General features: G+C 65.8%; 20 protein-coding genes. 17 read left to right on the top strand and 3 right to left on the bottom strand.

The annotated features are described in order from the left end of the window. The first annotated feature begins 63 nt into the window (after nucleotides 1-63). The 4 genes from CO669_RS02500 (at nucleotide 64) to CO669_RS02515 (ending at nucleotide 4,042) form a co-directional block, all read left to right on the top strand. The gene (locus tag CO669_RS02500) at nucleotides 64-1,806 is read left to right on the top strand and encodes a SulP family inorganic anion transporter (RefSeq protein ID WP_097657596.1); all 1,743 of its coding nucleotides are present in this window, start codon (nucleotides 64-66) and stop codon (nucleotides 1,804-1,806) included. A gap of 78 nt (nucleotides 1,807-1,884) precedes the next feature. Next, nucleotides 1,885-2,724 carry a shikimate dehydrogenase gene (locus CO669_RS02505; protein WP_097657597.1) on the top strand — a complete coding sequence of 280 codons (840 nt, stop codon included), beginning with the start codon at nucleotides 1,885-1,887 and terminating at the stop codon, nucleotides 2,722-2,724. A 56-nt stretch (nucleotides 2,725-2,780) separates the two neighbouring features. Continuing rightward, nucleotides 2,781-3,407: a hypothetical protein gene (locus CO669_RS02510; protein WP_097657598.1), complete on the top strand. Its 627-nt coding sequence runs from the start codon at nucleotides 2,781-2,783 to the stop codon at nucleotides 3,405-3,407. Between the two features lie 14 nt (nucleotides 3,408-3,421). Continuing rightward, complete coding sequence (locus CO669_RS02515; RefSeq protein ID WP_097657599.1) at nucleotides 3,422-4,042, top strand: single stranded DNA-binding domain-containing protein; 621 nt, start codon at nucleotides 3,422-3,424, stop codon at nucleotides 4,040-4,042. A gap of 225 nt (nucleotides 4,043-4,267) precedes the next feature. Here the strand turns inward: CO669_RS02515 and CO669_RS02525 are convergent, their stop codons facing one another. Beyond that, entirely contained in the window at nucleotides 4,268-5,404 is a 1,137-nt protein-coding gene (locus CO669_RS02525) for an alpha-hydroxy acid oxidase (RefSeq protein WP_097657601.1), read from the bottom strand. A 116-nt stretch (nucleotides 5,405-5,520) separates the two neighbouring features. Here CO669_RS02525 and CO669_RS35845 point away from each other — a divergent pair, with 116 nt between their 5' ends. From CO669_RS35845 to CO669_RS02590, 13 genes are all read left to right on the top strand, one after another. Next, a complete protein-coding gene (locus tag CO669_RS35845) occupies nucleotides 5,521-5,688 on the top strand; it encodes a hypothetical protein (RefSeq protein WP_198963776.1) in 168 nt (55 codons plus the stop codon). A 222-nt stretch (nucleotides 5,689-5,910) separates the two neighbouring features. Next, entirely contained in the window at nucleotides 5,911-7,254 is a 1,344-nt protein-coding gene (glmM, locus tag CO669_RS02535) for a phosphoglucosamine mutase (RefSeq protein ID WP_097657603.1), read from the top strand. Between the two features lie 334 nt (nucleotides 7,255-7,588). Next, nucleotides 7,589-8,842 carry an MFS transporter gene (locus CO669_RS02540; protein WP_198963777.1) on the top strand — a complete coding sequence of 418 codons (1,254 nt, stop codon included), beginning with the start codon at nucleotides 7,589-7,591 and terminating at the stop codon, nucleotides 8,840-8,842. Nucleotides 8,843-9,070: 228 nt separating this feature from the next. Continuing rightward, nucleotides 9,071-9,889: an outer membrane protein gene (locus tag CO669_RS02545; protein ID WP_097657605.1), complete on the top strand. Its 819-nt coding sequence runs from the start codon at nucleotides 9,071-9,073 to the stop codon at nucleotides 9,887-9,889. A gap of 168 nt (nucleotides 9,890-10,057) precedes the next feature. After that, nucleotides 10,058-10,918: an outer membrane protein gene (locus CO669_RS02550; protein ID WP_097657606.1), complete on the top strand. Its 861-nt coding sequence runs from the start codon at nucleotides 10,058-10,060 to the stop codon at nucleotides 10,916-10,918. A 72-nt stretch (nucleotides 10,919-10,990) separates the two neighbouring features. Next, nucleotides 10,991-11,581, top strand: coding sequence for a glutathione S-transferase family protein (locus CO669_RS02555; protein ID WP_097657607.1), 591 nt, complete (start codon nucleotides 10,991-10,993; stop codon nucleotides 11,579-11,581). Nucleotides 11,582-11,597: 16 nt separating this feature from the next. Beyond that, a complete protein-coding gene (locus tag CO669_RS02560; protein WP_097657608.1) occupies nucleotides 11,598-12,062 on the top strand; it encodes a GNAT family N-acetyltransferase in 465 nt (154 codons plus the stop codon). A gap of 109 nt (nucleotides 12,063-12,171) precedes the next feature. Then, a complete protein-coding gene (locus CO669_RS02565; protein WP_245444141.1) occupies nucleotides 12,172-12,426 on the top strand; it encodes a hypothetical protein in 255 nt (84 codons plus the stop codon). Between the two features lie 79 nt (nucleotides 12,427-12,505). Continuing rightward, complete coding sequence (locus CO669_RS02570) at nucleotides 12,506-13,678, top strand: phosphoserine transaminase (protein ID WP_097657610.1); 1,173 nt, start codon at nucleotides 12,506-12,508, stop codon at nucleotides 13,676-13,678. 123 nt (nucleotides 13,679-13,801) lie between these two features. Continuing rightward, nucleotides 13,802-15,391, top strand: coding sequence for a phosphoglycerate dehydrogenase (serA, locus tag CO669_RS02575; protein ID WP_097657611.1), 1,590 nt, complete (start codon nucleotides 13,802-13,804; stop codon nucleotides 15,389-15,391). A gap of 196 nt (nucleotides 15,392-15,587) precedes the next feature. Next, nucleotides 15,588-16,760, top strand: coding sequence for a thiolase family protein (locus tag CO669_RS02580; RefSeq protein ID WP_097657612.1), 1,173 nt, complete (start codon nucleotides 15,588-15,590; stop codon nucleotides 16,758-16,760). A gap of 289 nt (nucleotides 16,761-17,049) precedes the next feature. Beyond that, on the top strand, nucleotides 17,050-18,606 hold the full coding sequence (locus tag CO669_RS02585; RefSeq protein ID WP_143278604.1) for an FAD-dependent oxidoreductase: 1,557 nt from the start codon (nucleotides 17,050-17,052) through the stop codon (nucleotides 18,604-18,606). A gap of 151 nt (nucleotides 18,607-18,757) precedes the next feature. Beyond that, the gene (locus CO669_RS02590; RefSeq protein WP_097657613.1) at nucleotides 18,758-20,731 is read left to right on the top strand and encodes a methyl-accepting chemotaxis protein; all 1,974 of its coding nucleotides are present in this window, start codon (nucleotides 18,758-18,760) and stop codon (nucleotides 20,729-20,731) included. Between the two features lie 14 nt (nucleotides 20,732-20,745). Here CO669_RS02590 and CO669_RS02595 read toward each other — a convergent pair whose 3' ends face one another. Together CO669_RS02595 and CO669_RS02600 are read right to left on the bottom strand one after the other, a co-directional pair. Further along, nucleotides 20,746-21,912, bottom strand: a complete 1,167-nt coding sequence (locus tag CO669_RS02595; protein ID WP_097657614.1) for an AI-2E family transporter — start codon at nucleotides 21,910-21,912, stop codon at nucleotides 20,746-20,748. Nucleotides 21,913-22,145: 233 nt separating this feature from the next. After that, nucleotides 22,146-25,577: a PAS domain-containing sensor histidine kinase gene (locus CO669_RS02600; RefSeq protein ID WP_097657615.1), complete on the bottom strand. Its 3,432-nt coding sequence runs from the start codon at nucleotides 25,575-25,577 to the stop codon at nucleotides 22,146-22,148. Nucleotides 25,578-25,629 lie beyond the last annotated feature (52 nt).

Below are 25,629 nucleotides of genomic sequence, written 5' to 3' on the forward strand. Positions count from 1 at the left end.
CCTCGGCAACACGGGACGCACGATGCTTCGGAGCATCGTGAGGCAGGGGAGCACTTTGCTGAGATGAGCATCACAACCGATCAGGCAAGCCGGCTGCACCGGCCGCGCCAGCCGACTTTTGCCGAACTGTATCTGCCAAAGCTCGTCACCGTCTGGCGTGAAGGGTATGGCGTCGCGGATTTCCGCGCCGACGTCTTCGCGGGCCTGACGGTTGCGATCGTGGCGCTGCCGCTATCGATGGCAATCGCGATCGCCTCGGGCGTCACGCCGGACCGCGGCCTGTACACCGCCGTCGTCGGCGGCTTCATCGCCTCCCTGCTCGGCGGCAGCCGGTTCCAGATCGGCGGGCCGGCCGGCGCATTCATCGTATTGGTCGCCGCGACGGCGGAGCGTCACGGCGTCGATGGCGTCATCCTCGCCACCTTGATGGCGGGCCTGTTCCTGATCGCCGCGGGCCTGCTGCGGGTCGGCACCTACATCAAGTTCATTCCCTATCCGGTGACGGTCGGCTTCACCGCCGGCATCGCCGTGATCATCTTCGCCAGCCAGCTCCGTGATCTCTCGGGCATCACGCTCTCCGGGAAAGAGCCCAGCGAGTTCGTGCCGAAGCTGCTCGCGCTCGCCGGCGGTCTGCACAGCATCAATCCATCCGCCGTCGCGGTCGCCATCGTCAGCGTCGCCATCATCGCGGCCTTGCGGATCTGGCGGCCCTCCTGGCCCGGGATCCTAATCGCGGTCGTGTTCGCGGCCATCGTCTGTGCGGTGTTCTCGCTGCCGGTCGAGACCATCGGCTCGCGCTTCGGCGGCATTCCGCGCGAGCTGCCTTCACCGGCGTTGCCGGCATTCTCGATCGCGAAGGCGACCGCCGTGCTGCCGGATGCGATCGCGTTCGCGCTGCTGGCCGCGATCGAATCGCTGCTGTCCGCAGTGGTCGCCGACGGCATGACCGGGCGCCGTCACCGTTCCAATTGCGAGCTGGTGGCGCAGGGCGCCGCCAATATCGGCTCGGCGCTGTTCGGCGGCATCTGCGTCACCGGCCTGATCGCGCGCACCGCGACCAACATCCGCGCCGGCGCCCGCGGGCCGCTGGCGGGCATGCTGCATTCGGTGTTCCTGTTGCTGTTCATGCTGATCGCGGCGCCGCTGGCAAGCTACATCCCGCTCGCCGCGCTCGCCTCGGTGCTGGTCGTGGTGGCCTGGACCATGGCGGAGAAGCACGAATTCGCCACCCTGCTGCGCTCGTCCTGGGGCGATGCCGTCGTGCTGCTTGCGACCTTCCTGCTGACGATCTTCCGCGACCTGACCGAGGGCATCCTGGTCGGCTTCGCGCTCGGCGCGGTGCTGTTCATCCATCGCATGGCGGAGATGACGGGCATCGAGGAACGCTCGCCGCTGGTCGCGGCCGACCGTCCTGATGACGGCAATGGCGATCGCGTGCGCTACGATCCTGCCCTTGCGGTCGATCGCGACGTGCTGGTCTATCGCATCACCGGTGCATTCTTCTTCGGTGCCGCCTCCGCCATCGGCAGTGTGCTCGACGAAGTCGCCGACAAGCGCAAGGCCTTCGTGGTCGATTTCGCCGCGGTGCCGTTCCTGGATTCGACGGCCGCCAACGTGCTCGGCCGCGTCGCCGCCAAGGCGCACCGCCAGGGCATCCGCCTGTTCATCACCGGAGCCTCGCCCGCGGTCCGCCGCGCGCTGCTCACCCATGGCGTAACGCCGCCGCGCGCGCGGTATCGCCAGAGCCTCGAGCGTGCCATTGCCGACATCAAGGGCGGCGTGGCCGAGGAAGTGGTCCCGAGCTGACGCTGCGGCGCCCGCGCGCTTGACAGAGCGGGCGCGACGCGAAATGGATCGCCTCGGGAATACGCCCCCGAGGACAAGATGACCGCGCCCAAAGCTCCTGCAGCCTGCCTGATCGGATGGCCGGCCGCGCATTCGCGCTCGCCGCTGATCCATCATTACTGGTTGCGCACGCTCGGCATTGAAGGCGGCTACCTCATCGAGGCGGTGCCGCCCGAGGACTTGCGGGATTTCGTGCTGCGGCTGTCCTTGCGCGGCTTCGTCGGCGCCAACGTCACCATCCCGCACAAGGAAGGCGTGCTGGCGCTGTCAGCGCCCGATGCCCGCGCCAGGGCCGTCGGTGCGGCCAACACGCTGTGGTTTGCCGACGGCGAGCTGTGCTCGACCAACACCGATGTCGAAGGTTTCATCAATAATCTCGATGCCAGCGCGCCTGGCTGGGACGCGGCCGACGAGGCGCTGGTGCTGGGCGCCGGCGGTTCCTCGCGTGCGGTCGTGTTCGGGCTGCTCGAACGCGGCATCAAGCGCGTGCATCTCGCCAATCGCACCGTCGCGCGGGCCGAGACGCTGGCGAAGCAGTTCGGGCCGAACGTGCATCCCGTGACATGGGACGCGATCGACGGTGTCCTGCCGCGCGCCAAGCTTCTCGTCAACACGACCTCGCTCGGCATGCACGGCCAGCCGTCGCTGGATGTCGACGTCGCGCGCCTGCCGCAGGCCGCGGTCGTTGCCGATCTCGTCTATGTTCCCCTGGTGACGCCGCTGCTCGCCTCCGCAAAGGCGCGCGGCCTCAAAACCGCCGACGGGCTCGGCATGCTGCTGCATCAGGCGGTGCGCGGCTTCGAGCTGTGGTTCGGACGGCGGCCGGAAGTCACGGCCGAGCTGCGCGCCCTGGTCGAGGCCGATCTCACAAAGACTTGAGAGAATACCGCAGGTCTTCCGGAGTTCTCCATCCAAGGGGACAATCGGAGACCGTCATGTCTGTTCAACGTGCAACATTCACACGTCCGCTGATCGCCGTCGCGATGGTGGCCGTCTCAACCTACTGCGCCCTCGCCCAGAAAGCGCCGGTGCCGACGCGGGTGCGCGGCACCATCGAAGGCGTCAACGGCGACACGATGCAGGTCAAGTCGCGCAGCGGCGAGGACGTCAAGCTGCGCATCGCCCCCGACATTCGTGTGTCCGGCATTACCAGGATCTCGCTCGCCGACATCAAGGTCGGATCCTTTGTCGGCGCGACCACGGTGCCGGGACCGGACGGCGGCCAGAACGCCGTCGAGGTGCATGTGTTTCCGGAAGATATGCGCGGCACTGGCGAAGGCTCGCGGCCCTACGACCTGAAGCCGAATTCCAGCATGACCAATGCCACGGTGGCGGACAGCGTCGTCGGCAATGACGGCCATACGCTGCTGGTCAAGTACAAGGACGGCGAGAAGAAGGTGTTCGTTGCCGACAACACGCCGGTGGTGACCTTCGTGCCCGGCGACAAATCCGACCTGAAGGCCGGCGCCAAGGTCATCGCCTTCATGAAGCAATTGCCGGACGGCTCGTTCGAGACCAACCGCGTCAGCGTCGGCCGCGACGGCCTGACGCCGCCGATGTGAGGGAGGATCGGACCATGCCGGCATTGAGCTGGATTTCCCGCCTGCTGGTGGTCGCGTTGAGCGCCACCTTCATGCTTTCGGCTTCGGCGCAGCAGGCGCCGACGGTGCGTATCCGCGGCACCATCGAGAGCGTCGACGGCAACACGCTCGGCATCAAGACGCGCGAAGGCAGCGACGTGAAGGTGCGCATGACCGACAATGTCGCCGTCTTCGCCGTGGTCAAGACCTCGCTGTCGGAGATCAAGGAGGGCTCTTACATCGGCGTCACGGGTATGCCCGAGCCCGACGGGACCCAGAAGGCAATCGCCGTGCACATCTTCCCGGAGAACCAGCGCGGGGCCGCCGAAGGCTTCCGCCCCTGGGATGCCCGCGCCAACTCGACCATGACCAATGCGACCGTGGCGCAGACGGTGAAGGGCACCGACGGCCAGAACATCACGGTGAAATACAAGGACGGTGAGAAGAAGGTGGTGGTGCCGCCGGACACCCCGATCGTCACCTTCGTCGCAACCGACAAATCGGAAGTGAAGCCGGGCGCCAAGCTGATCATCTTCGGCGCGGCGAAGAAGGACGACGGGATGCTGGAGGCGAACCGGGTGAATGTGGGCCGGGACGGAATTACGCCGCCGATGTGAGGTGGTGCAAGCCGCCGCAACTCTCGGCGTCGTCCCGGACAAGCGCGCCCCTAGGCGCGTGCAGATCCGGGACCCATACCCCCGGGGGGAGGTTGTTGCGCGAAGCAGGTTACTCCGAGTCCCCGTAACCACGCCTGCCGGTGGTTATGGGTCCCGGATCGGCGCGCGCTTGTGGTGCGCTTGTCCGGGACGACGGCTGTTGTTGCAGCGGCATCCCGGCATGCATCACATCGCAATGACATGATCGTCGATCTCGTCGATCCGGTTGACGCCGCACAGGCCCATCGTCGTCAACAGCTCCTTCTGGATGATGTCGATCGCCTTGGCGACGCCGGCCTGGCCGCCGGCGCCGAGGCCATAGGCGTAGGCGCGGCCGATCATGCAGGATTTTGCGCCGAGCGCGAGCGCGCGCATCACGTCCTGGCCGGAGCGGATGCCGCCGTCGAACATGATCTCCATCTTCTCGCCGACCGCATCCGCGATCTCCGGCAGCACCTCGATCGAGGACGGCGCACCGTCGAGCTGACGGCCGCCATGGTTGGAGACGACCAGCGCCTGCGCGCCGGTCTTGGCGGCTTCCTCGGCGTCCTCGACGTCGAGGATGCCCTTGATGACGAGCTTGCCCGGCCAGATGCTGCGGACCCACTCGACGTCCTTCCAGTTCAGCGAGGTGTCGAACTGCGACGCGGTCCATTCGGCGAGGCGGTTGAGATCCTCGGTGTTCTTCACATGGCCGGCGATGTTGCCGAAGGTGCGGCGCTTGCCCTGCAGCACGCCGGAAACCCAGGTCGGCTTGCTGGCGAAATCCAGCAGCTTCGACAGCGACCATTCCGGCGGCACCGTCATGCCGTTCTTGATGTCGGCGTGGCGCTGGCCGATCACCTGCAGGTCGACCGTCAGCACCAGCGCGCTGCACTTGGCCGCCATCGCGCGCTGGATCAATTCCTTGATGAAGCCGCGGTCCTTCATCACGTAGAGCTGGAACCAGAACGGCTTCTCGACATTGGCCGCGATGTCCTCGATCGAGCAGATCGACATGGTCGATTGCGTGAACGGGATGCCCGCCGCTTGCGCGGCGCGGCAGGCGTGGATCTCGCCGTCGCCATGCTGCATGCCGAGCAGGCCGACGGGTGCGAGCATCAGCGGCATGGTCGAGGGCTCGCCGAGGATCGTGGTCGAGGTGTCGCGCTTGGAGACGTCGACCAGGATGCGCTGGCGGAACTTGATCGCCTGCATGTCCTCGCGGTTGGCGCGCAGCGTCTCCTCGGCATAGGAGCCGCGGTCGCAATAGTCGAAGAAGGCCTTCGGCACGCGGCGCTTATGCAGCGCGCGAAGATCGTCGATACAGGTGATATGTTTCATGATCGTTCCCCGGCCCGTCTTTGACTCAAGAGTCTTGCATGGCAAGATTTCGGGCTCATCTAGCATGGTTGGATGCGCAGCCAAATCGTTTGCAGAAGGTTTTGCAGGAGAGCGCCATGACCAAGCCGCACGCGGGGCCTTCGCCGGAAGAGATCAAGGAGAAGCATGATCTCGAGGAAGCCCTGGAAGAGGGGCTGGAGGAGACCTTTCCGGGGTCAGATCCCGTCAACGTCACCCAGCCGGCGCCGAGCCGCGGGGACGGCCATGTGAAGCGCAGCAGCTAAGGGCCGGTTCCGCCCGATTCCGGCGTGATCGCAGGAAATACAATGTTAACAATGCGTTATCGGGACAGCGGCGTCCCGGGTTCCGTAATGATTCATCATATTTTTTGAAGCCAAGTTAGCCGCGCAAGGCTTATAAGACCCCAGCAAATCAGGGATGCGGGGCCCGTTCGGGCATCCCGTGGTTGTCGAGGGGATCCCCTGGTTGTTGCGTTGGGGGACGATATGAGTCGCAAATATTTCGGGACGGACGGGATTCGGGGCCGCGCCAACGGACTGATCACGCCGGAGCTCGCGCTCAAGGTCGGCCAGGCCGCAGGCCTTGCGTTCCAGCGCGGCGACCACCGCCACCGGGTCGTGATCGGCAAGGACACCCGTCTGTCCGGTTACATGATCGAATACGCCATGGTCGCGGGCTTCACCTCGGTCGGCATGGACGTGCTGCTGGTCGGCCCGATGCCGACGCCGGCCGTTGCGATGCTGACCAAGTCGATGCGCGCCGACCTTGGCGTGATGATCTCGGCCTCGCACAATCTGTTCGAGGACAACGGCATCAAGCTGTTCGGCCCGCAGGGCTTCAAGCTTTCCGACGATGTCGAGAGGCAGATCGAGCAACTGCTCGACGAGCCCATCGACAAGCGTCTCGCGCAGAGCGCAAGCCTGGGGCGCGCCCGCCGTATCGACGGCGTGCATGACCGCTACATCGAATTCGCCAAGCGTACGCTGCCGCGCGACCTGTCGCTCGACGGCCTGCGCGTCGTGATCGATTGCGCCAACGGCGCCGCCTACAAGGTGGTGCCGGAAGCGCTGTGGGAATTGGGCGCCGACGTGGTGCCGATCGGCGTCGAGCCCGACGGCTTCAACATCAACAAGGATTGCGGCTCGACCTCGCCGGAAGCGCTGTCGAAGAAGGTGCGCGAGATGCGCGCCGACATCGGCATTGCGCTCGACGGCGACGCCGATCGCGTCATCCTGGTCGACGAGCGCGGACATGTCGTCGACGGCGACCAGCTGCTCGCGGTGATCGCGCAGAGCTGGAAGGAAGACGGCCGGCTGTCGCGTCCCGGCATCGTCGCCACCGTGATGTCCAATCTCGGGCTGGAGCGCTTCCTGAAAGGGCAGGGGCTCGATCTCGTGCGCACGCCGGTCGGCGACCGCTACGTGCTCGAGCAGATGCTGAACGGCGGCTACAATCTCGGCGGCGAGCAGTCCGGTCACATCATCCTGTCCGACTACGCCACCACCGGCGACGGCTTTGTGGCTGCATTGCAGGTGCTGGCCGTGGTGCAGAAATCTCGCCGGCCCGTCTCGGAAGTCTGCCACCGCTTCGATCCGCTGCCGCAGATCCTCAAGAACGTTCGCCACAAGGGCGGCAAGCCGCTCGATAATTCCGACGTCAAGTCGGCCATCTCCGACGGCGAGAAGCGCCTCAACGGCCACGGCCGCCTCCTGATCCGCTCCTCCGGCACCGAGCCCGTGATCCGCGTGATGGGCGAGGGCGAGGACCGCATCCTTGTCGAGGACGTCGTCGACACCATCGTCTCGGCGCTGGGCCAGGCGGCGGCGTAGCGGCAACCACAGTATCGTAGGGTGCGCAAAGCGAAGCGTGCGCACGGCGTCCGTTGCCGTATCAGACAGAGCGTGGGCGCGGCGCTTTGCGCCTTTGCCCACCCTGCGACACCTGAGCGAAGCGCGATCGTAGCCCGGATGGAGCGCAGCGAAATCCGGGGTTCGCCCTGCATCAGGGATTCCCGGATTACGCTGCGCTCCATCCGGGCTACCCGCTTCGTCGTGAAACCGGGCGAGTGCATCCCAGCCATTTGCGATTGGCGGTGGTTCCACCGCGGCGAGCATCGTAGGTAAGCAGATGCGGCGGTTCGCCGCGCCGTCCCGGGATGCTGCAGTGAACAAGCCAGTCGTCGTCTCCGATGAAACGCTGACCGAGCCCGTCGTCGTCAGCGACGTGACGCCCGCTGCGGCCAACAAGGCCGCCGGCCCGGCCTATGTCGTGCTCGCCGGCATCAGCGTCTCGCACTTCCTCAACGACACCATGCAGTCGCTGATCGCCTCGGTGTACCCGATCCTGAAGGACACCTACGCGCTCGACTTCGCGCAGATCGGCATGATCACGCTGGCCTTCCAGTTCACGGCCTCGCTGCTGCAGCCGGTGGTCGGGCACTACACCGACAAGAAGGCGCAGCCTTATTCGCTGGCGATCGGCATGGCCTCGACCTTCTTCGGCCTGCTGCTGCTCAGCGTCGCGCAGCAATACCTCGTCATCCTCGTCGCGGCCGCCTTCGTCGGCCTCGGCTCCGCGGTATTTCATCCGGAATCGGCGCGCATCGCGCGGCTCGCCTCCGGCGGCCGTTACGGTTTCGCGCAGTCGGTGTTTCAGCTCGGCGGCAGTTTCGGGACCTCGATGGGGCCGGTGCTGGCGGCGCTGATCGTGGTGCCGTTCGGGCAGGGCAGCATCGCCTGGTTTTCCTCGATCGCGTTCCTGGCCATTCTCATCCTCTGGCGCATCGGCCGCTGGTATGCGCCGCAGATCAAGGCCAAGAAGACGGCGGCGGTCCAGGCCCATCCCGACGCGCCGAGCTCGCGCCGCGTTGTGCTCGCGCTGCTCGTGTTGGTGGCGCTGCTGTTCTCCAAGCAGCTCTACGTCTCGAGCCTGTCGAGCTACTACATCTTCTATCTGATCGACCGTTTCGGCGTGTCGACGCAGGCCGCCCAGATCTATCTCTTCATCTTCCTTGCGGCGAATGCGGTCGGGGCGTTCTTCGGCGGTCCTCTTGGTGATCGCTTCGGCCGCAAGATCGTGATCTGGATCTCGATCCTGGGCGCGCTGCCGTTCACGCTGGCGCTGCCCTATGCCGGGCTCGTCGCGAGCGCCGTGCTCAGCGTCGTCATCGGCCTCATCATCTCCTCGACGACGTCGTCGATCATCGTGTTCGCACAGGAACTGGTGCCGCATCGCTTCGGCATGATCTCGGGCGTGTTCTTCGGCGTCGCCTTCGGCATCGGAGGGCTGGGCGCCGCCGTGCTCGGCAAGCTCGCCGACCACACCTCGATCGAGTTCGTCTACCAGGTCTGTGCCTATCTGCCGGCGATCGGCCTGCTTGCGGTGTTCCTGCCCAAGCTGCCGCGGAACGTGCGTTAACGTTTCCTCTTTCGTTGCAGCGCACCTTCACACATCGTTAGCAATTGCTGGCGCGCGGCGATGCGTTTTTGCAACGCTTTCCGTCCGTCCGCGCGAGCAGTCAGAAAAAATCAACCTTAAAAATTAGGGTTAAGTGGCGCTTAAACATTTGGTGCCATCGTCCTCCCCGTGAGTTTCCAGAACGTGAGGCGCTCGTATTGAGCCTCACCGGCCATAAGGACGAAGCCAATGCGTAGCGTTAAGTCTCTCCTTGCCGCGGGTGCGGCAACCCTGATCTCGTCGATGGCGTTCGCCGCCGATATGCCGATCGCCCCGCCCCCTCCCATGTACGCGCCGCCCGCTCCGCCCGCCGATTTCGGTGGCTGGTATCTGCGCGGCGACATCGGCATCAGCAACCAGAAGGTCAAGCAGCTCAATCCGAGCTTCCTCGATCCCGGCATCAGCATCGCCTCCACGCAGGGCCTCGGCTTCGACTCGGCCGGCATCTTCGGCCTCGGCGCCGGTTACAAGTTCAACAACTGGTTCCGTGCGGACGTGACCGGTGAATACCGCAGCAACGCCAATCTGCATGGTCTGCAGATCATCAATTTCAACGGCGCTCCGGCCTTCACCGACGAGTATCACGGCAGCAAGTCCGAGTGGCTGTTGCTCGCCAACGCCTATGTCGATCTCGGCACCTGGTGGTGCGTGACGCCGTTCATCGGCGCCGGCGTCGGTACCTCGCGCAACACGATTTCGAACTTCCAGGACATCAACACGCCGAACGGCGGTGTTGCCTACGCACCCAGCGCCTCGAAGTGGAACTTCGCCTGGGCCGCGCATGCCGGTCTGGCCTACAAAGTCAATCCGAGCCTCACGCTCGAACTGGCCTATCGCTACGTGGATCTCGGCGACGGCGTCACCGGCACTCTCACCGACTTCACCGGCGTCAACCGTGGCCGCACCATGCAGTTCAAGGACATCACTTCGCACGACCTGAAGTTCGGCGTGCGCTGGGATCTCAGCAGCCCGCCGGTCTACGCGCCGCCGCTCGTCACCAAGGGCTGATCGGCAAGCTGATCGGTTAGGACTTCTTAACGGCGCGGGATCATCCCGCGCCGTTTTGCTTTGCGTATTTTTCATGGCGAGCAGCGACGAAGGCGTCTGACGCAACCATTGGTTAAGGTTAACGAGCCATGATCACCAGCGAAAGTTCGAGTTCGATGGAGCGTTGCGATGCGTGGGCTTTTGTTGGCGGCGGTGATGTTGGGGACGGTGTCTGCCGCGCACGCGGCTGACATGCCGGATCTGCCGATCCTGCGCGGCGGCTTCACCGACGGTCTGTCGAAGTCCTCCGTCAATTGGGATGGCTTCTACGTCGGTGGTCAGTTTGGTTATGCCACGACCGAGATGGATTTCAGCCGCGCGCCGAAATCGATGACGGATTTCATGCTGCGCGACAGTATCCTGCAGGCTCCGGTTGGAGGATGGTCGCTGCTGCCGAAGAACCACGTCCAGACCACGGGGTTCGGTGCCTATGTCGGCCGCAACTGGCAGTTCTATGACGCCGTGATGGGCGTCGAAGCCAACTACAGCTACATGAACAACCTCGCGAGCAGCGCGAGCGACTCCATGACGCGAGTGATCCCCGGTGAGACCGCGCCCACGAATCACGTCTATTCCTACACGACGACCCTCGGCGGAGGCGCCGCGCTGCAGCTCAAGGACTACGCGACCTTCCGCGGCCGAATTGGATGGTCCGGCGGAGACTTCATGCCGTACGCGTTCGGCGGCCTTGCGATCGGACGCGCCGATGTGTCGAGGTTCGCGACGGTGTCGTATCTGAAGAACGACGACTTTACGGATCCGAACACCGGTGTCACGAGCCGCACGACCGCTGGCCCGTTTTCGATGGATCAGACCGAGCGTCGCGTGAACAGCTTCATCTACGGATGGACGGGCGGCATCGGCATCGAATACGCACTGCTCGACTGCGTGATCCTGCGCGGCGAATGGGAGCACGTCGGCTTCTCGAACGCCAAGAACATCTCCGTCAACCTGAACAATTTCCGCGTCGGCGCCGGCTACAAGTTCTAGCGCCGCGTCTGCAGCCGGTTGACACCGCTGCGTCGTCCTGATGCTCTGTCGCTCCACAGCGGGGCGGCAGCGATGAAGATCTACGGCGACGGCAATTCCGGAAATTGTCTGAAGGTGAAGTGGGTCTGCGATCATCTCGCATTGCCCTACCAGTGGATCGAGGTCGACACGAGCAAGGGCGAGACGCGCACACCGCAATTCCTCGCCATGAACGGTGCCGGCCAGGTGCCCACCGTCGCCTTCGACGACGGCCGCACGCTGGCGCAGTCCAATGCCATCATCCGTTATCTCGCCCGCGACAGTGAGCTGGTTCCCCGCGATGCCTTCACGGCAGCCAAGATGGACGAATGGCTGTTCTGGGAGCAGTACAGCCACGAACCCTATATCGCCGTGTGCCGCTTCCTCCTCGTCTATCTCGGCAAGGACGCCTCCGAGCTCGATCCCGACAAGGTCAAGCGCGGCTATGCGGCGCTGGACCGCATGGAGCAGCACCTTTCGGCCAGCCGCTTCCTTGCCGGCGAGGCGGTATCGCTCGCCGACGTCTCGCTGCTCGCCTATACCCGCGTGGCGCATGAGGGCGGCTTCGATCTCGGCCGGTACGCTTCGCTTCGCCGCTGGATTGGCGAAGTCGAGGCCGTTCTCGGCCTGCCGCCGGCGCGCTGACTCTGGAGTCTCCCGTATGACCGACAAGTCCGTCTCGATCCGTCCCGCGCGCCGCGAGGACGTCCCGGCGATCGTGGCGATGCTCGCTGACGACCATCTCGGGCGCGCCCGCGAGCGCGTCGAGGATCCGCTGCCCGCGCCTTACTACGCGGCATTCGAGCGCGTCGCGCGCGATCCGAATCTGACGCTCGTCGTCGCCGAGAGCGAGGGCAGGGTGGTCGGCTGCCTGCAACTCGCCGTTCTTGCCGGCATCAGCTCGCAGGGCGGCGCGCGCGGTCTGCTCGAAGACGTGCGTGTCGCCGCCGATTGCCGCAGCCGCGGCATCGGCGAGCAGTTGGTGCAATGGGCCGTGACGGAAGCGAAGGCGCGTGGCTGCAATATGGTGGAGTTGCTGACGCATGCGAGCAGAGTCGATGCGCAACGCTTCTACAAGCGGCTCGGATTCACAGGCAGTCACGTCGGTATGACTGTCCGCTTTTGACGCAGCGTGCTCGTGCGTTGCTTGCACAGCGAAATCGGATCGCGCGTTCGTTCATGTTAAGAGCTGATAAACTACCCGTTCGTCGTTCACCTTGAACGGGGAACGAACGGTGCTAGGGCAGCGTCGAACACCGGGCTCGGTCGGTTCGGGGATTTCGATGACAAGCTATTCAATCATCAAGGTCGGCAACGACTACGTCGTGCTGGCCAATGACAAATGCATTTTGAAAGTCGGCAGCCGCCGGCGGGCCGCGCAATTGATCAGCGATGCCACGGGCTTGCTGAATGCGCTTGCCGTGGTGGAATCTCCGGATATCGCCCCCGAGACGCCATCACTCGCGCGTGAAGCCCCCGAACTTCCTTGACTGAACTACCCGATTCCCGTATCAGCCGCGGCGGGACACCTCCCCCCAACGGGAGGCTTACTATCTGGAAGGGTAGACTATGACTGTAGCGAAGCCCGCTTCGCGGCCGAACGTGCCGCATTTCTCCTCCGGCCCCTGCGCCAAGCGCCCCGGCTGGAACGCCCAAAATCTCAAGGACGCAGCGCTCGGCCGCTCGCATCGCGCGAAGGTCGGCAAGACCAAGCTCAAGCTCGCGATCGATCTGACGCGCGAAGTGCTTGAAGTGCCCGCCGATTACCGTATCGGCATCGTGCCGGCCTCCGATACCGGCGCGGTCGAGATGGCGCTGTGGTCGCTGCTGGGTGCGCGGCCCGTCACCACGCTCGCCTGGGAATCCTTCGGCGAAGGCTGGGTCAGCGACATCGTCAAGGAATTGAAGCTCAAGGACGTCACCAAGCTCAACGCCGCCTATGGTGAGATCCCCGACCTCTCCAAGGTCGATTCCAAGAGCGACGTCGTCTTCACCTGGAACGGCACCACCTCCGGCGTGCGCGTGCCCAACGCCGACTGGATCAGCGCGACCCGCGAAGGCCTGACCATCTGCGACGCGACCTCCGCTGCGTTCGCGCAGCCGCTCGATTGGGCCAAGCTCGACGTCGTCACCTTCTCCTGGCAGAAGGCGCTCGGCGGCGAAGCCGCGCACGGCATGCTGATCCTGTCGCCCCGTGCTGTGGAGCGGCTCGAGACCTACAAGCCGGCCTGGCCGCTGCCGAAGATCTTCCGCATGACCAAGGGCGGCAAGATCAACGAAGGCATCTTCGTCGGCGAGACCATCAACACGCCGTCGATGCTCTGCGTCGAGGACTATCTCGATGCGCTCAACTGGGCCAAGTCGATCGGCGGCCTCAAGGCCTTGATCGCGCGTGCCGACGCCAACACCAAGGTGCTCGCCGACTGGAAGGCGAAGACGCCGTGGATCGACTTCCTGGCCAAGGACGCCGCGATCCGCTCCAACACCTCGGTGTGCCTGAAGTTCACCGATCCCGCGATCACCTCGCTCTCGGACGACGCGCAGGCGGAGTTCTCGAAGAAGCTGGTCGCGCTGATCGAGAAGGAAGGCGCCGGTTACGACTTCGCCTACTACCGCGATGCGCCGGCCGGCCTGCGCATCTGGTGCGGCGCCACTGTCGAGGCCAAGGACGTCGAGATCCTGACGCAGTGGATCGACTGGGCCTTCGCCGAGACCAAGGCCGCTCTGCCCAAGGCAGCGTAAGCAAACCAACTCCTCGTCATGGCCGGGCCCGACCCGGCCATCCATCAATCAAGAGAGATGGATCCGCGGGTCAAGCCCGCGGATGACATTCCGTAAATGCAGCACGCACCACGGATCACACAAATGACCAAACCCAAAGTTCTCATCTCCGACGCACTCTCGCCCGCTGCCGTGCAGATCTTCAAGGATCGCGGCGTCGAGGTCGACTTCCAGCCCAACCTCGGCAAGGACAAGGACAAGCTTGCCGAGATCATCGGCAATTACGACGGCCTCGCGATCCGCTCCGCGACCAAGGCGACCGCCAAGATCCTCGAGAAGGCTGCGAAGCTGAAGGTGATCGGCCGCGCCGGCATCGGCGTCGACAATGTCGAGATTCCGGCCGCGACGGCCAAGGGCATCATCGTGATGAACACGCCGTTCGGCAATTCGATCACGACCGCCGAGCACGCCATCACCCTGATGCTGGCGCTGGCTCGCGAGATCCCGCAGGCCGACGCCTCGACCCAGGCCGGCAAGTGGGAGAAGAACCGCTTCATGGGCGTCGAGATCACCGGCAAGGTGCTGGGCGTCGTCGGCTGCGGCAATATCGGCTCGATCGTCGCCGACCGCGCGCTCGGTCTGCGCATGAAGGTGGTCGCGTTCGATCCGTTCCTGTCGCCGGAGCGCGCCAAGGACATCGGCGTCGAGAAGGTCGAACTCGACGATCTGCTCAAGCGTGCCGACTTCATCACGCTGCACACCCCGCTCACCGAGAAGACCAAGAACATCATCGACGCGGCCGCGATCGCCAAGATGAAGAAGGGCGTGCGCCTGATCAACTGCGCCCGCGGCGGCCTGGTCGACGAGCAGGCGGTGGTCGATGCGCTCAACGCCAAGCACATCGCCGGCGCCGCCTTCGACGTCTTCGTCGAGGAGCCCGCGACCAAGAACGTCCTGTTTGGCCATCCCAACGTAATCTGCACGCCGCATCTCGGCGCCTCCACCACGGAAGCACAGGAGAACGTGGCGCTTCAGGTCGCCGAGCAGATGTCTGATTACCTGCTCACCGGCGCGATCTCGAATGCGGTCAACTTCCCCTCGATCACGGCGGAAGAAGCACCAAAACTGAAGCCGTTCATCTCGCTCGCCGAGAAGCTCGGCTCGTTCGCCGGCCAGCTCACCGAGAGCGGCATCCTCAAGGTCGAGATCACCTATGAGGGCCACGTCGCCGAGATGAAGATCAAGGCGATCACCTCGGCCGTGCTGTCGGGCCTGCTGCGCCCGATGCTGGGCGAGGTCAACGTGGTGTCGGCGCCGGTCGTCGCCAAGGAGCGCGGCATGGTCGTGGACGAGATCGTCCGCGCCGCCCAGAGCGACTATGAGAGCCTGATCACTGTCACGGTCACCACCGAGCGGCAGGAGCGGTCGGTCTCGGGCACCGTCTATGCCGACGGCAAGCCGCGCCTCGTCGACATCAAGGGCATCCGCGTCGACGCCGAGTTCGGCAAGTCGATGATCTACGTGACCAACGAGGACAAGCCGGGCTTCATCGGCCGGTTCGCGAGCCTGCTCGGCGATGCCAAGCTCAACATCGCCACCTTCCATCTCGGCCGTGTCGCGCCCGGCAGCGATGCCATCGCCCTCGTCGAGGTCGACGGCGCGGTGCCGGCCGACCTGCTCGCCAAGGTGCAGGCCCTGCCGCAGGTCAAGCAGGCCAAGGCGCTGACGTTCTGAGCTCGTCCTTCCGTGGCGCATGCTGCGGAATGACGGGCATCATATATTCCGACCTGCGGAACAACGCCGCCCCGCTTCACGAGGGCGGCGTTTTTGTTGATGCTAATGCCGCGTATTTCCTCCCGCACCCGCCAAACTTTGTGTACCAATGGCGTCCACGACGCCTCCGTACCAATGTTCGACAAGGGAGAAAACAATGCGTGAAGCCGTCATCGTTTCCTATGCGCGCACGGGCCTCGCGAAATCCGGCCGCGGCGGGTTCAACATCACGCCGCCGATGTCGCTCGCGGCCCACGCCATTCAGCACGCAGTGAGCCGCGCCGGCGTCGAGAAGGATTATGTCGAGGACTGCTATCTCGGCAATTGCGCCCATGGCGCGCCGAACATCGGCCGCCAGGCCGCGCTGCTCGCCGGCCTGCCGAAGACCACGGCCGGCGTCTCGGTGAACCGCTTCTGCTCCTCGGGCCTGCAGACCATCGCGATGGCTGCCAACTCGATCCGCTCGGACGGCGCCGACTGCATCGTCGCCGGCGGCGTCGAGAGCATCTCGATGCCCGGCGGCGGCACGCCGAAGGAATCGATCGACCCTGAACTGCTCAAGGTCGCCCCCGACATCTTCATGGCGATGATCGACACCGCCGACATCGTCGCCGAGCGCTACAAGCTCAGCCGCGAATACCAGGACGAGTTCTCGCTGGAATCGCAACGCCGCATGGCTTCCGCGCAGCAGGCAGGCAAGTTCAAGGACGAAATCGTCCCGATGAAGACGAAGATGAAGGTCGTCGACAAGCAGACCAAGGCGGAGAGCATCGTCGACTACGTCGTCGATCGCGACGAATGCAATCGCCCCGAGACCACGCTGGAGGGCCTTGCCAAGCTCGAGCCGGTGAAGGGGCCCGGCAAGTACGTCACCGCCGGCAATGCCAGCCAGCTCTCGGACGGCGCCGCCGCCGTGGTGCTGATGGAAGCCAAGGACGCCGAGAAGCGCGGCCTCAAGCCGCTCGGCCGCTTCGTCGCCTGGGCCACCGCCGGCTGCGAGCCCGACGAGATGGGCATCGGCCCGGTGTTCGCGATTCCGAAGCTCCTGAAGCGCACCGGTCTCAAGGTCGACGACATCGACCTGTGGGAACTCAACGAGGCCTTCGCCAGCCAGTGCCTGTATTGCCGGGATCAGCTCGGTATCGATCCCGCCAAGTACAACGTCAATGGCGGCTCGATCGCGATCGGCCATCCCTTCGGCATGACCGGCGCCCGTCTCACCGGCCATCTGCTGCAGGAAGGCGCCCGCCGCAAGGCCAAGTGGGGCGTGGTGACGATGTGCATCGGCGGCGGCCAGGGCGGCGCCGGCCTGTTCGAGATCTACAGCTGAGCGAGCTCGGGCTGATCAAGGCCACGTGAATGCGAAAGGCACGGCGTCGCGGGCGCCGTGCCTTTTTCGTTGCGCATCCCTCACCGGGAAATTAAACAGCTCCCGTCGGAAAAGGCAGATTTGGTCTGGTAAGCCCAAATCCTTTCGGTAACGAAAGCTCTGGTCTTTGGCCTCGTGCACGAGATCCCCACGACGAACAGCGGACGCCATGCGGGCGTTCAATTGTTCGTCCGTGTGATTCTCAAGCGCTGGGAACGCTCCGGTCGAACATCGGCCACAGGAGCGTCTCATGCGCGATCGCGTCTCGATTTCTCAACCTTCGAATTTCCACGACGTCATGATTGCCGGCGCGGGCCCCGTCGGCCTGTTTCTCGCGTGCGAGTTGAGGCTCGCCGGTGTCTCGGTCCTCGTGCTGGAGCAGGCGCAGGATCCGCATTCGGCGCTGAAGCAACTCCCGTTCGGCCTGCGTGGCCTGTCGATCCCGACATGCGAAGCCTTTCACCGGCGCGGCTTGCTGGACGAGATCGTGGCAGCGCAACGCGCCAGCGCCGGCGCGATCAGGAGTGCGGCGCACTGGATGCAGCAGACGCGGCGGCCCGCGGGGCATTTCGCCGGCCTCCAGTTCTACCAGGACGACCTCGATGCCGCGAAATGGCCTTGGCGCTTGCCGACGCCGGCCGATGCCGCGGTGGCTATCGACATGCAAACGCTGGAAACCGTCCTGGCCGCGCGTGCATGCAGTCTGGGCGTCGAGATCCGGCGCGGCTCCGGCGTCACTGCCTTTGCCGTTGCGGACGAGGACGTGACAGTGCAGGCCGCGGGCGAGACGTTCCGCGGCCGCTGGCTCGTCGGTTGCGACGGCGGCCGCAGCACGGTGCGCAAGATGGGTGGATTCGATTTCGTCGGCACCGATCCTGAATTCACCGGCTATTCCATCGCAGTCGAGCTGGCCGATCCGGAGAAACTCAGCCCCGGCCGCAACTACACGCCGACGGGCATGTACACCTATGCGCAGCCCGGTACGATCGCGATGGTCGATTTCGACGGCGGTGCGTTCCACCGCACCACGCCGATCACGATCGAGCACGTGCAGAGCGTCCTGCGCCGCGTCTCCTGCACTGATGTCACCATCACCGGACTTCGACTTGCTGCGACCTGGACGGATCGGGCCCGTCAGACATCCACCTATCGCAAGGGGCGCGTGCTGCTCGCTGGAGATGCTGCGCACACCCATTCGCCGCTGGGCGGCCAGGGCCTCAATCTCGGTCTGAGCGATGCGATGAACCTGGGCTGGAAGCTGGCTGCGACGGTCCGTGGCAATGCGCCAGACCATCTCCTCGACGGCTATTCGCGAGAGCGACATGCCGCCGGCGCACAAATCCTCGACTGGTCGCGCGCGCAGGTCGCGATCATGCGGCCGACGCCGGGCACCCGCGCGCTCCAGGCCATCATCCGCGATCTCATCGCGACCCGCGACGGCGCGACCTATTTTGCCGAACGCGTGCGCGGCGTTTCGCTGCGTTACGACCTTGGTGGCAGCCATCCGCTTGTTGGCCGCAGTGCTCCCGATTTCGAACTGTCTGACGGGACGACGATCGGGGAACAGCTCAGAGCGGCGAAAGGCCTGTTGCTTGACTTCGATACGCGTGCGCCGCTTCGAGCGCTGGCGAGCGGCTGGAGCGATCGGATCGCGTATGTCGCAGGTGAGCCGAGAGATCGGTTGGGCCTGAGCGCCGTGCTGGTGCGCCCCGATGGCTTTGTTGCATGGGCCGGCGCGAGCGCGTCCGATAGTGAGGAGGTCGCTCGGGCCGCCTCGCGATGGTTCGGCGCGCCTGGAACCGGATAAGCGTCGCCGCGCCAGCCGTTGTGCACGCCAACGTGCACAATGGCGAGTATTGTGACAAATGCACGTATTCGTACGTGCCCGCAAATTAACGGAAGCTTTGACGCATTATCGCTTCATCAACCGTATCTGCCACCATTGGGTCTCGCGTCGGATGCGGCTTCTTTCTCTTCGTCTCACCCACAAGATCACGGCGATCGGCGTGATCGGCGTCGTCGGCGTCATCCTGATCGGCGGCATTCACCTCTATGGGGAGCGCGCGATGGGCGTCTATCGCAGCGCCGCCGAGGAGGCGCGCAGCGTCTTCGAACTCAACAGCAGGATCGCGGTCGAGCTGCTCGAAGCGCGCCGGGCCGAAAAGGATTTCCTGTTGCGCAGCGATCCGGCCAAGGCGCAGCGCCAGGTCGAGATCAGCCGGCAGGCGGCGCTCGACGTCGAGACGCTCCGCGGCAAGATCGCAGCCCTCGGCAAGGGCGAACTGGCCGCGCGGATCGACGCGATGAACGCGTCGCTGAAGATCTACCAGACGCGCTTCACCGCGGTGGTCGAGCAGCGGCAGCGGCTTGGTCTCGACGAGAAATCCGGCCTCGAAGGGCGCCTGCGCGCCTCCGTCCACGGCATCGAGAACCAGGTCGACCAGCTCCAGGACTCCTCTCTCAAGGTGATCATGCTGATGATGCGCCGGCACGAGAAGGACTTCATGCTGCGTCGCGACGCCAGATACGGCGACGACATGAAGAAGCGCACGGCTGAATTCTCGGCCAGCCTCAACGCCGCCACCATTCCCGACAACGCGAAAGCCGAGCTGCGGCAGAAGCTCGCCGACTACCAGCGCGATTTCTCCGCCTGGATGGAGAGCGCGCTGAAGCTCGCGGCCGAGCTGAAGGCGATGTCCGAAGCCTTCTCCGCGGTCGAGCCCGTCATCGAGCAGGTCTCGACATCGGTCGACGCCATCCGTGTCGAAGCCGATCGCCTGAACGATGCCGAGCGCGCCAGCGTCCAGTTCTGGATCGCGGTCGCCATCGCACTCATTGCATCGGGCGTGCTCGGCCTCGGCATCTTCATCGGCCGTTCGGTCTCGAAGCCGTTGACCGCGATGCGTGCGGCCATGATCGAGCTCGCCAACGGCAATTTCGCCATCGTGCTGCCCGGCCTCGGTCGCCCCGACGAGATCGGCGAGATCGCGCAGGCCGTCGAGACGTTCAAGGTCAATTCCGAGCGCAAGGCGCAGGAAGAGGCCGAAGAGAAGATCCGGCTGGACAAGCTCCTCGCCGAACGCCGCCGCGCCGACATGATCCGCATGGCCGACGATTTCGAAGGCGCGGTCGGCGAGATCGTCGAGACCGTGTCGTCCGCCGCCAACGAGCTCGAGGCGTCGGCCACGTCCCTGACGACCACCGCCGGCCGGTCGACCGAGCTTGCCACGCTGGTCGAGGCCGCGTCCGAAGAGGCGGCGACCAACGTCCAGTCGGTGGCCTCCGCTGCCGAAGAACTGACGGCATCCGTCAACGAGATCAGCCGCCAGGTGCAGGCGTCCGCGCGTATCGCGGACGAGGCCGTCAGCCAGGCCGGGCAGACCAACGATCGCGTCGGCGAATTGTCGAAGGCGGCCGCGCGCATCGGCGACGTTGTCGAGCTCATCAACGCCATCGCCGGCCAGACCAACCTTTTGGCGCTGAACGCCACCATCGAGGCCGCGCGTGCCGGCGAGGCCGGGCGCGGCTTCGCCGTGGTGGCCTCGGAGGTGAAGGCGCTGGCCGAGCAGACCGCGAAGGCGACCGGCGACATCGGCCAGCAGATTTCGAGCATCCAGATCGCCACGCAGGATTCCGTCGGCGCCATCAAGACCATCGGCGGCACCATCGAGCGATTGTCCGAGATTTCCTCCACCATCGCGGCTGCCGTGGAAGAGCAGGGCGCCGCGACCAGCGAGATCTCGCGCAACGTGCAGAATGCGGCGGCCGGCACCACGCAGGTCAGCGCCAACATCTCCAGCGTGCGCCAGGGCGCGACCGAGACCGGCTCGGCGTCGTCACAGGTGCTGTCCGCGGCGCAGTCGCTGTCGAACGACAGCAACCGGCTGAAGATCGAGGTCAGCAAATTCCTGGAGACCGTGCGCGCGGCGTGAGGTCAGGCGCCGCCTTAACGCGCCTCTCGGACCACCGCCTTGCCGGGGACGGGTCGGAAAATCCATTCGCGCCAGACCACCAACAAGGCGGCCATGATCACCGGCCCCAGGAACAGGCCGAGCAAACCGAAGGCAGCAAGGCCGCCAAAGATTCCGACGAACGCGAACAGAAACGGCAGCCGCGCCGAGTCGCCCACCAACGTCGGCCATACGAAATGATCGCCGGCGAACATGACGATCGCTCCCCAGAAGAAGACCCCGGCCGCTGCAATTCCGCTGCCTCCACCTGACAGCAACACCAGCGCCGCGACGGTGAAAGCCAGCCAGGCGCCGAACGGAAGCATCGCGAAAGCCGTCGTGAGGATTGTGAAGACGATGGCATTCGGCACGCCGGCGACGAGATAGCCGACGCCGATCAACAGTCCTTCGCCGGCCGCGACCAGCACCGTGCCGTTCACGGTACCGCGGGTCGCGTCGACCATCTTCTCGGCAAGACCTTCTCCGGCCTCGCCAAAAAGTCGATCACAGGTTTCCAGGATGCGATCCGAGATCGACCGGCCGTTGCGCAGCAGGACAAACAGGGCCAGCAGCGAAAACAGCAGCAGAAAGAGACGGTGAAGCAGCTGGCCGCCGAACGTGCGAAACAGCTCCGATGCGTTGTCCGCATTGACGGATTTCAGCCATTCGGTCGCGGCCTTGGGATCCGACAGGTTGCTGCGCCACCACTGCTGCACGCTCTCTGCCGCGATCGGCAGACGGGCAAGCCATTCGGGGACCTCGATCCCGCTCTCCCCGGCCTTCTTCAACCAGCCGACGAGCAGGTCGCCCTGCTGCGCGATCTGGTAGATCGCAAGCGACATGGGCGTGAACAGGATGAGCGCGACGATGAGGGTGAAGACGAAGGCGGACAGGCTGGACGGGCTGGAGCTCACGCGGGTCGAAAACTTGACGTAGAGCGGCCATAGCGAGGTTGCGAGAATTGCAGCCCAGATCAACGCCGGCAGGAAGCCCGCCGCCGTCCACAACGCAAGGGCGACGAGGATGAGAGCGAGCACGACCCGCGCGTTCATGCGGGCACCAGCGCCCGTGGGCAGCGGCTTGCGTTCGTTGGCGGTCGGGGCTTCGTCGTTCCGCTTGAGCGGGTTCTTCTTCGATGCCGCGGATTTCAGGCGGTCGGGCATTTGAGGTCACACCGGGTGCGAGTGCTGCGGCAATGAAATTGGCGTGCAGGAATAACAGGGTAAGCCCAGCTCAAGCCGCAACGGCGCCATCGGTTCCAAGTAGGGAATAAGTTGCAACGCATCGCGGCCGTGCCCGGGCGCGAGGGCATGCCGTTCCCCAAGAGAGCCAAGGGGCGCCACGACGCAAGCGCGGCTCAGCCGCAGCGACGCTCCTCGAGCCGGCCTTGCGTCCCCTACGCCCCCGCGACGACCGGCGTGAACACCACTTCGATCAGGGTGCCGTGGGCCGCGCTCTTGATGTTGAAGCGGGCGCGGTTGGCTTCGACGAGGGCTTTCGTCAGCGACAGGCTGAGCGCGGCATTGTCTTCGGCGTCGCCCGGCGGCGGCGTGCGGAACGGCTCCATCGCGGCGGCGACCTCGCGCTCGGTGAGGCCATGGCCGGTGTCGCGGATGCGAAGCGCGATCTCGCCGCGGTCGGTCATCGCGGTCGAGACGATCACCTGGCCGCCGGCGCTGGCGAGCCTGATCGAGTTCGAGATCAGGTTCACCGTGATCTGCCGCATCGCGCGCGCGTCCGCCGTCACCTGCGGCAGCGCATGCGCGAGCGAGGTGCGGATGATGATGCGCTCGCGATTGGCCTGCGGCTGCATCACCGTCACGCAGGCTTCGACGAGGTCGTTGAGGTTCAAATTCGCGAAATTGAGGTCGAGCTTGCCGGTCTCGATCCGCGACAGCTCCAAGAGATCGTCGATGATCGCGATGACGCGCTCGCCGGAGGCGCGGATGTCCTTCATGTATTCGCCGTAGCGCTCGTTGCCGAGCGTGCCGAAGCGTTCGGAGATCATCACCTCGGCGAAGCCGATGATGGCGTTGAGCGGGGTGCGGATCTCGTGGCTGATCCGCGCCAGCATGTCGGCCTTGGCGTTGGCCGCGCCGTCGACGAGCCGGCGGGCGTTGGTCAGCTCGCTCTCGCCCTTCTTGGACTGCGAGAGGTCGCGGAACACGGCGAAGAAGTTCGGGCCGTCGGGCCGGGTGCGGCCCATGATCATCGCGAGCGGAATGACGCCGCCCTTCTTCTCGCGCCCCAGCACCTCGCGGCCGTGGTCGAGCAGGCTCGCGATGTCCTGGCTCTTCAGGCTTTCGAGATAGTCGAGGACGATCTGCTGGCTCTCGGGCGCGAACAGCGTCAGGAGGTTCTGCTCGAGCAGCGCGCTGCCGTCATAGCCGAACAGCGCCTCGGCGCTGCGGTTGCAGGCGTGGACGTTGCCTTCGGCATCGAACATGACGATGCCCTCGGCGGTGGTGTCGAGGATCGCGGCGAGATCTTCCGCATCGGCATCGCCGGCCGCAGGCTCGAGATCGGGCGCGTAGGGGAAGGATTCCGGGACGACGGGCTCGGCGACAGCCGGCGGCGCAGCGATTTGCGCAGGCGCGGCTTGCGGCAGCGCGCAGATCAGCGCATGCGCGCTCTCGCCATCCCAGTCGATCGTGTGCAGATGCGCGTCCGTGGTTGCAAGCGGCGCTTCGCCGGTCGCAACCGTGGCGCTGATCGCAACGGGCGTGCCCCCTTGCGAGGTGCTGCTCGCCGCGGACACGCCCGGTTCGACATAGAGCGCATCCAGCCCGCCGGCATCCTCCAGCGCGTTGATGCTGGCATAGCCCATGCGCGCGAGGAACGCCGCGTTGGCGTAGAGCAGGCGGTCCAGCCGATAGATCAGGATGCCCGTCGGCATCAGGTCGAGCAGCGTGCGGTCGCGCGCGCTCATCCCGCGTGGCGGCGGCGCGGGCTCGGTCAGCCATTCGGCGGCGGGCTGCGGCGGCTCGGGCTCGGGCGCCGGGGGCTCGGTGGCGATCTCCGCCACCGGCTCGACGCTCTCGGCCGCGAACGTCTCGCGCTCGCGCTCGAGCCGTTCGGACAATTGCCGGGCGAGCTCGTTGAACGCGCTGTTCTCCACCGGCGTCAGCGTCGGCGATCTCTGATCCCCCAGTGATCTGACATCGCCGTGCGGGCGGAACGGCACGACGTTGGGAGGGGTTTCGACGGGCGTTTCCACTGAGATGTCCGGATCGGTTGGGTGTGAATTCGCGTCGCTGGCGGGGGCGGGTGTTTCGGTGTCTGCGGTCGGTTCGGGCGAAGGCTCAGGCTCAGGCTCGGGCGGCTCGATCGGCGGCGCCTTCGCCACCGGCTCGGGCGCGGCGGTCGGCTCGGGTTCGATGATCGGCTCGGGCTCGGCCGCATCGGCGGACGGGCTCTGTGTGGCCTGCGGCTCCGCAATCAGTGCGAAACGCCTGAGCGCATCGAGCCGGTTGAGCGCATCGAGATCGCGGCAGACGCCAAAGCCCTTGAAGCCGGCGAAATTGCGCGCGGAATCGTAGATCGGCAGGCCCGCGAGCTCGACCGGCAGATGCTCGCCGCCGTCCGCCGGCCAGTTTACGGTGATGCCGGCCCAGGTGTCGTGGCTGGCCAGCGCCCGCGCCACGTGGCCGTCGGGATCGAGCGCGAAGTCTTGCGCGATCTCGTGCCAGGGGCGGCCGAAGCCGGCGGCGGTGTGTGCGCCGATCAGATGGATGAACTCGTCGGAGAGCAGCACGAAGCGGCCCTCTTCATCCATCTGCCAGAGGAAGCGCAGCGGATGCTGACGCGGTGCGGGTGGTTCTGCGGGACCCGATGGCGGCTCGACCATGGGGGGTGTGATCGGCGCAGCCTGCGGCGACACGATGGCTGGCGGCGGGTTGTCAACCGGAGTCTCTGCCGCGCTGTCGGTGCTCTCGTCGGTCGCGTCGCGAGCCGGTTCTCGCACCGGCTCCTCGGTCGCATCCTCGGCCGTCGCGGTCTCCTGCGCTTCGGGCGCCTCGGCGAACGCATCAAACAATGCGATCCCCGGCGATCCCTCCTGCGACGGCGGCGGCGCGCTCGGCACGATCGCGGCTTGCCGCGCGGGCTCGGCCGGCGCCGCACGCGCCTCGTCAGCCGTGTGTTCGGGCTCGCTCTCGGCCGGCGCGACCTGCGCCGCGGCGGCCGGCTCGATCAGCGCGATCAGGCCGACATCGGCGCCGCGGCCGACCCGTTGCAGCACCATCTGGCCGATCCCGATTCCCATCTCGGCGCGGCCCTCGCGCAGCGCATCGTTGCGCGTCTGGTCGAGCCCGGCTTCGCTCAAGTCGCGGAAGCCGAGCAGGGCGCGGGCGGCTTCGCTGGCGCCGACGAACAGGCCGTCGGGCGCGAACGCCGCCATCGGCATGTCAGCACCTTCGACCAGGCGATGCAGCCGCTCGATCAGCGGCATGGCGCGCGGCGTCGGGTCCATCGCGGTGACGAGCACGGCCTGGCCGCCGTCGGCAAAATCGAGCCGGCTGCAGGCGCAGGTCATCAGCGTGCCGAGCCGGGCGCCGAAGCCGCGCAGACGTTCGAGCCGCGCGCTGCCGTTCGCCGGCAGCTGGCGCGCGAGCCGGGCGACCTGGCGGCGATGAGGGTCGGCGGGGCCGAACACCTTGCCCGCGAGCGCTGCGCCATGCGCGGCGCCGAACAGCCTTGCGCCGACCGGATTGGCCCACAGCACGCGGGCGCCGTCGGTCGACCACAGCCAGGTGGCGAGCTGCGAGGTCGCATGCACGGCCAGCCGGGGATCGCCCACACCTCGCAACTGGAAATCCGAACTCGTCATCCGACCGGCTTGTGTCTCTCGCGTGAAGCTGGCGGCTGCCGGGAATGACAGC

The sequence above is a fragment of the Bradyrhizobium sp. Y36 genome, assembly GCF_002531575.1.
Classification (GTDB): Bacteria; Pseudomonadota; Alphaproteobacteria; order Rhizobiales; family Xanthobacteraceae; genus Bradyrhizobium.

What these genes read in the sequence shown, in the direction of transcription:
- CO669_RS02510 (WP_097657598.1), top strand. Translation starts at nt 2,781, where the DNA reads ATGTCTGTTCAACGTGCAACATTCACACGTCCGCTGATCGCCGTCGCG.
- CO669_RS02525 (WP_097657601.1), bottom strand. Translation starts at nt 5,404, where the DNA reads ATGAAACATATCACCTGTATCGACGATCTTCGCGCGCTGCATAAGCGC.
- CO669_RS35845 (WP_198963776.1), top strand. Translation starts at nt 5,521, where the DNA reads ATGACCAAGCCGCACGCGGGGCCTTCGCCGGAAGAGATCAAGGAGAAG.
- CO669_RS02585 (WP_143278604.1), top strand. Translation starts at nt 17,050, where the DNA reads ATGCGCGATCGCGTCTCGATTTCTCAACCTTCGAATTTCCACGACGTC.
- CO669_RS02600 (WP_097657615.1), bottom strand. Translation starts at nt 25,577, where the DNA reads ATGACGAGTTCGGATTTCCAGTTGCGAGGTGTGGGCGATCCCCGGCTG.
- CO669_RS02580 (WP_097657612.1), top strand. Translation starts at nt 15,588, where the DNA reads ATGCGTGAAGCCGTCATCGTTTCCTATGCGCGCACGGGCCTCGCGAAA.
- CO669_RS02550 (WP_097657606.1), top strand. Translation starts at nt 10,058, where the DNA reads ATGCGTGGGCTTTTGTTGGCGGCGGTGATGTTGGGGACGGTGTCTGCC.
- serA (WP_097657611.1), top strand. Translation starts at nt 13,802, where the DNA reads ATGACCAAACCCAAAGTTCTCATCTCCGACGCACTCTCGCCCGCTGCC.
- glmM (WP_097657603.1), top strand. Translation starts at nt 5,911, where the DNA reads ATGAGTCGCAAATATTTCGGGACGGACGGGATTCGGGGCCGCGCCAAC.
- CO669_RS02590 (WP_097657613.1), top strand. Translation starts at nt 18,758, where the DNA reads ATGCGGCTTCTTTCTCTTCGTCTCACCCACAAGATCACGGCGATCGGC.
- CO669_RS02545 (WP_097657605.1), top strand. Translation starts at nt 9,071, where the DNA reads ATGCGTAGCGTTAAGTCTCTCCTTGCCGCGGGTGCGGCAACCCTGATC.
- CO669_RS02500 (WP_097657596.1), top strand. Translation starts at nt 64, where the DNA reads ATGAGCATCACAACCGATCAGGCAAGCCGGCTGCACCGGCCGCGCCAG.
- CO669_RS02515 (WP_097657599.1), top strand. Translation starts at nt 3,422, where the DNA reads ATGCCGGCATTGAGCTGGATTTCCCGCCTGCTGGTGGTCGCGTTGAGC.
- CO669_RS02570 (WP_097657610.1), top strand. Translation starts at nt 12,506, where the DNA reads ATGACTGTAGCGAAGCCCGCTTCGCGGCCGAACGTGCCGCATTTCTCC.
- CO669_RS02560 (WP_097657608.1), top strand. Translation starts at nt 11,598, where the DNA reads ATGACCGACAAGTCCGTCTCGATCCGTCCCGCGCGCCGCGAGGACGTC.
- CO669_RS02555 (WP_097657607.1), top strand. Translation starts at nt 10,991, where the DNA reads ATGAAGATCTACGGCGACGGCAATTCCGGAAATTGTCTGAAGGTGAAG.
- CO669_RS02595 (WP_097657614.1), bottom strand. Translation starts at nt 21,912, where the DNA reads ATGCCCGACCGCCTGAAATCCGCGGCATCGAAGAAGAACCCGCTCAAG.
- CO669_RS02505 (WP_097657597.1), top strand. Translation starts at nt 1,885, where the DNA reads ATGACCGCGCCCAAAGCTCCTGCAGCCTGCCTGATCGGATGGCCGGCC.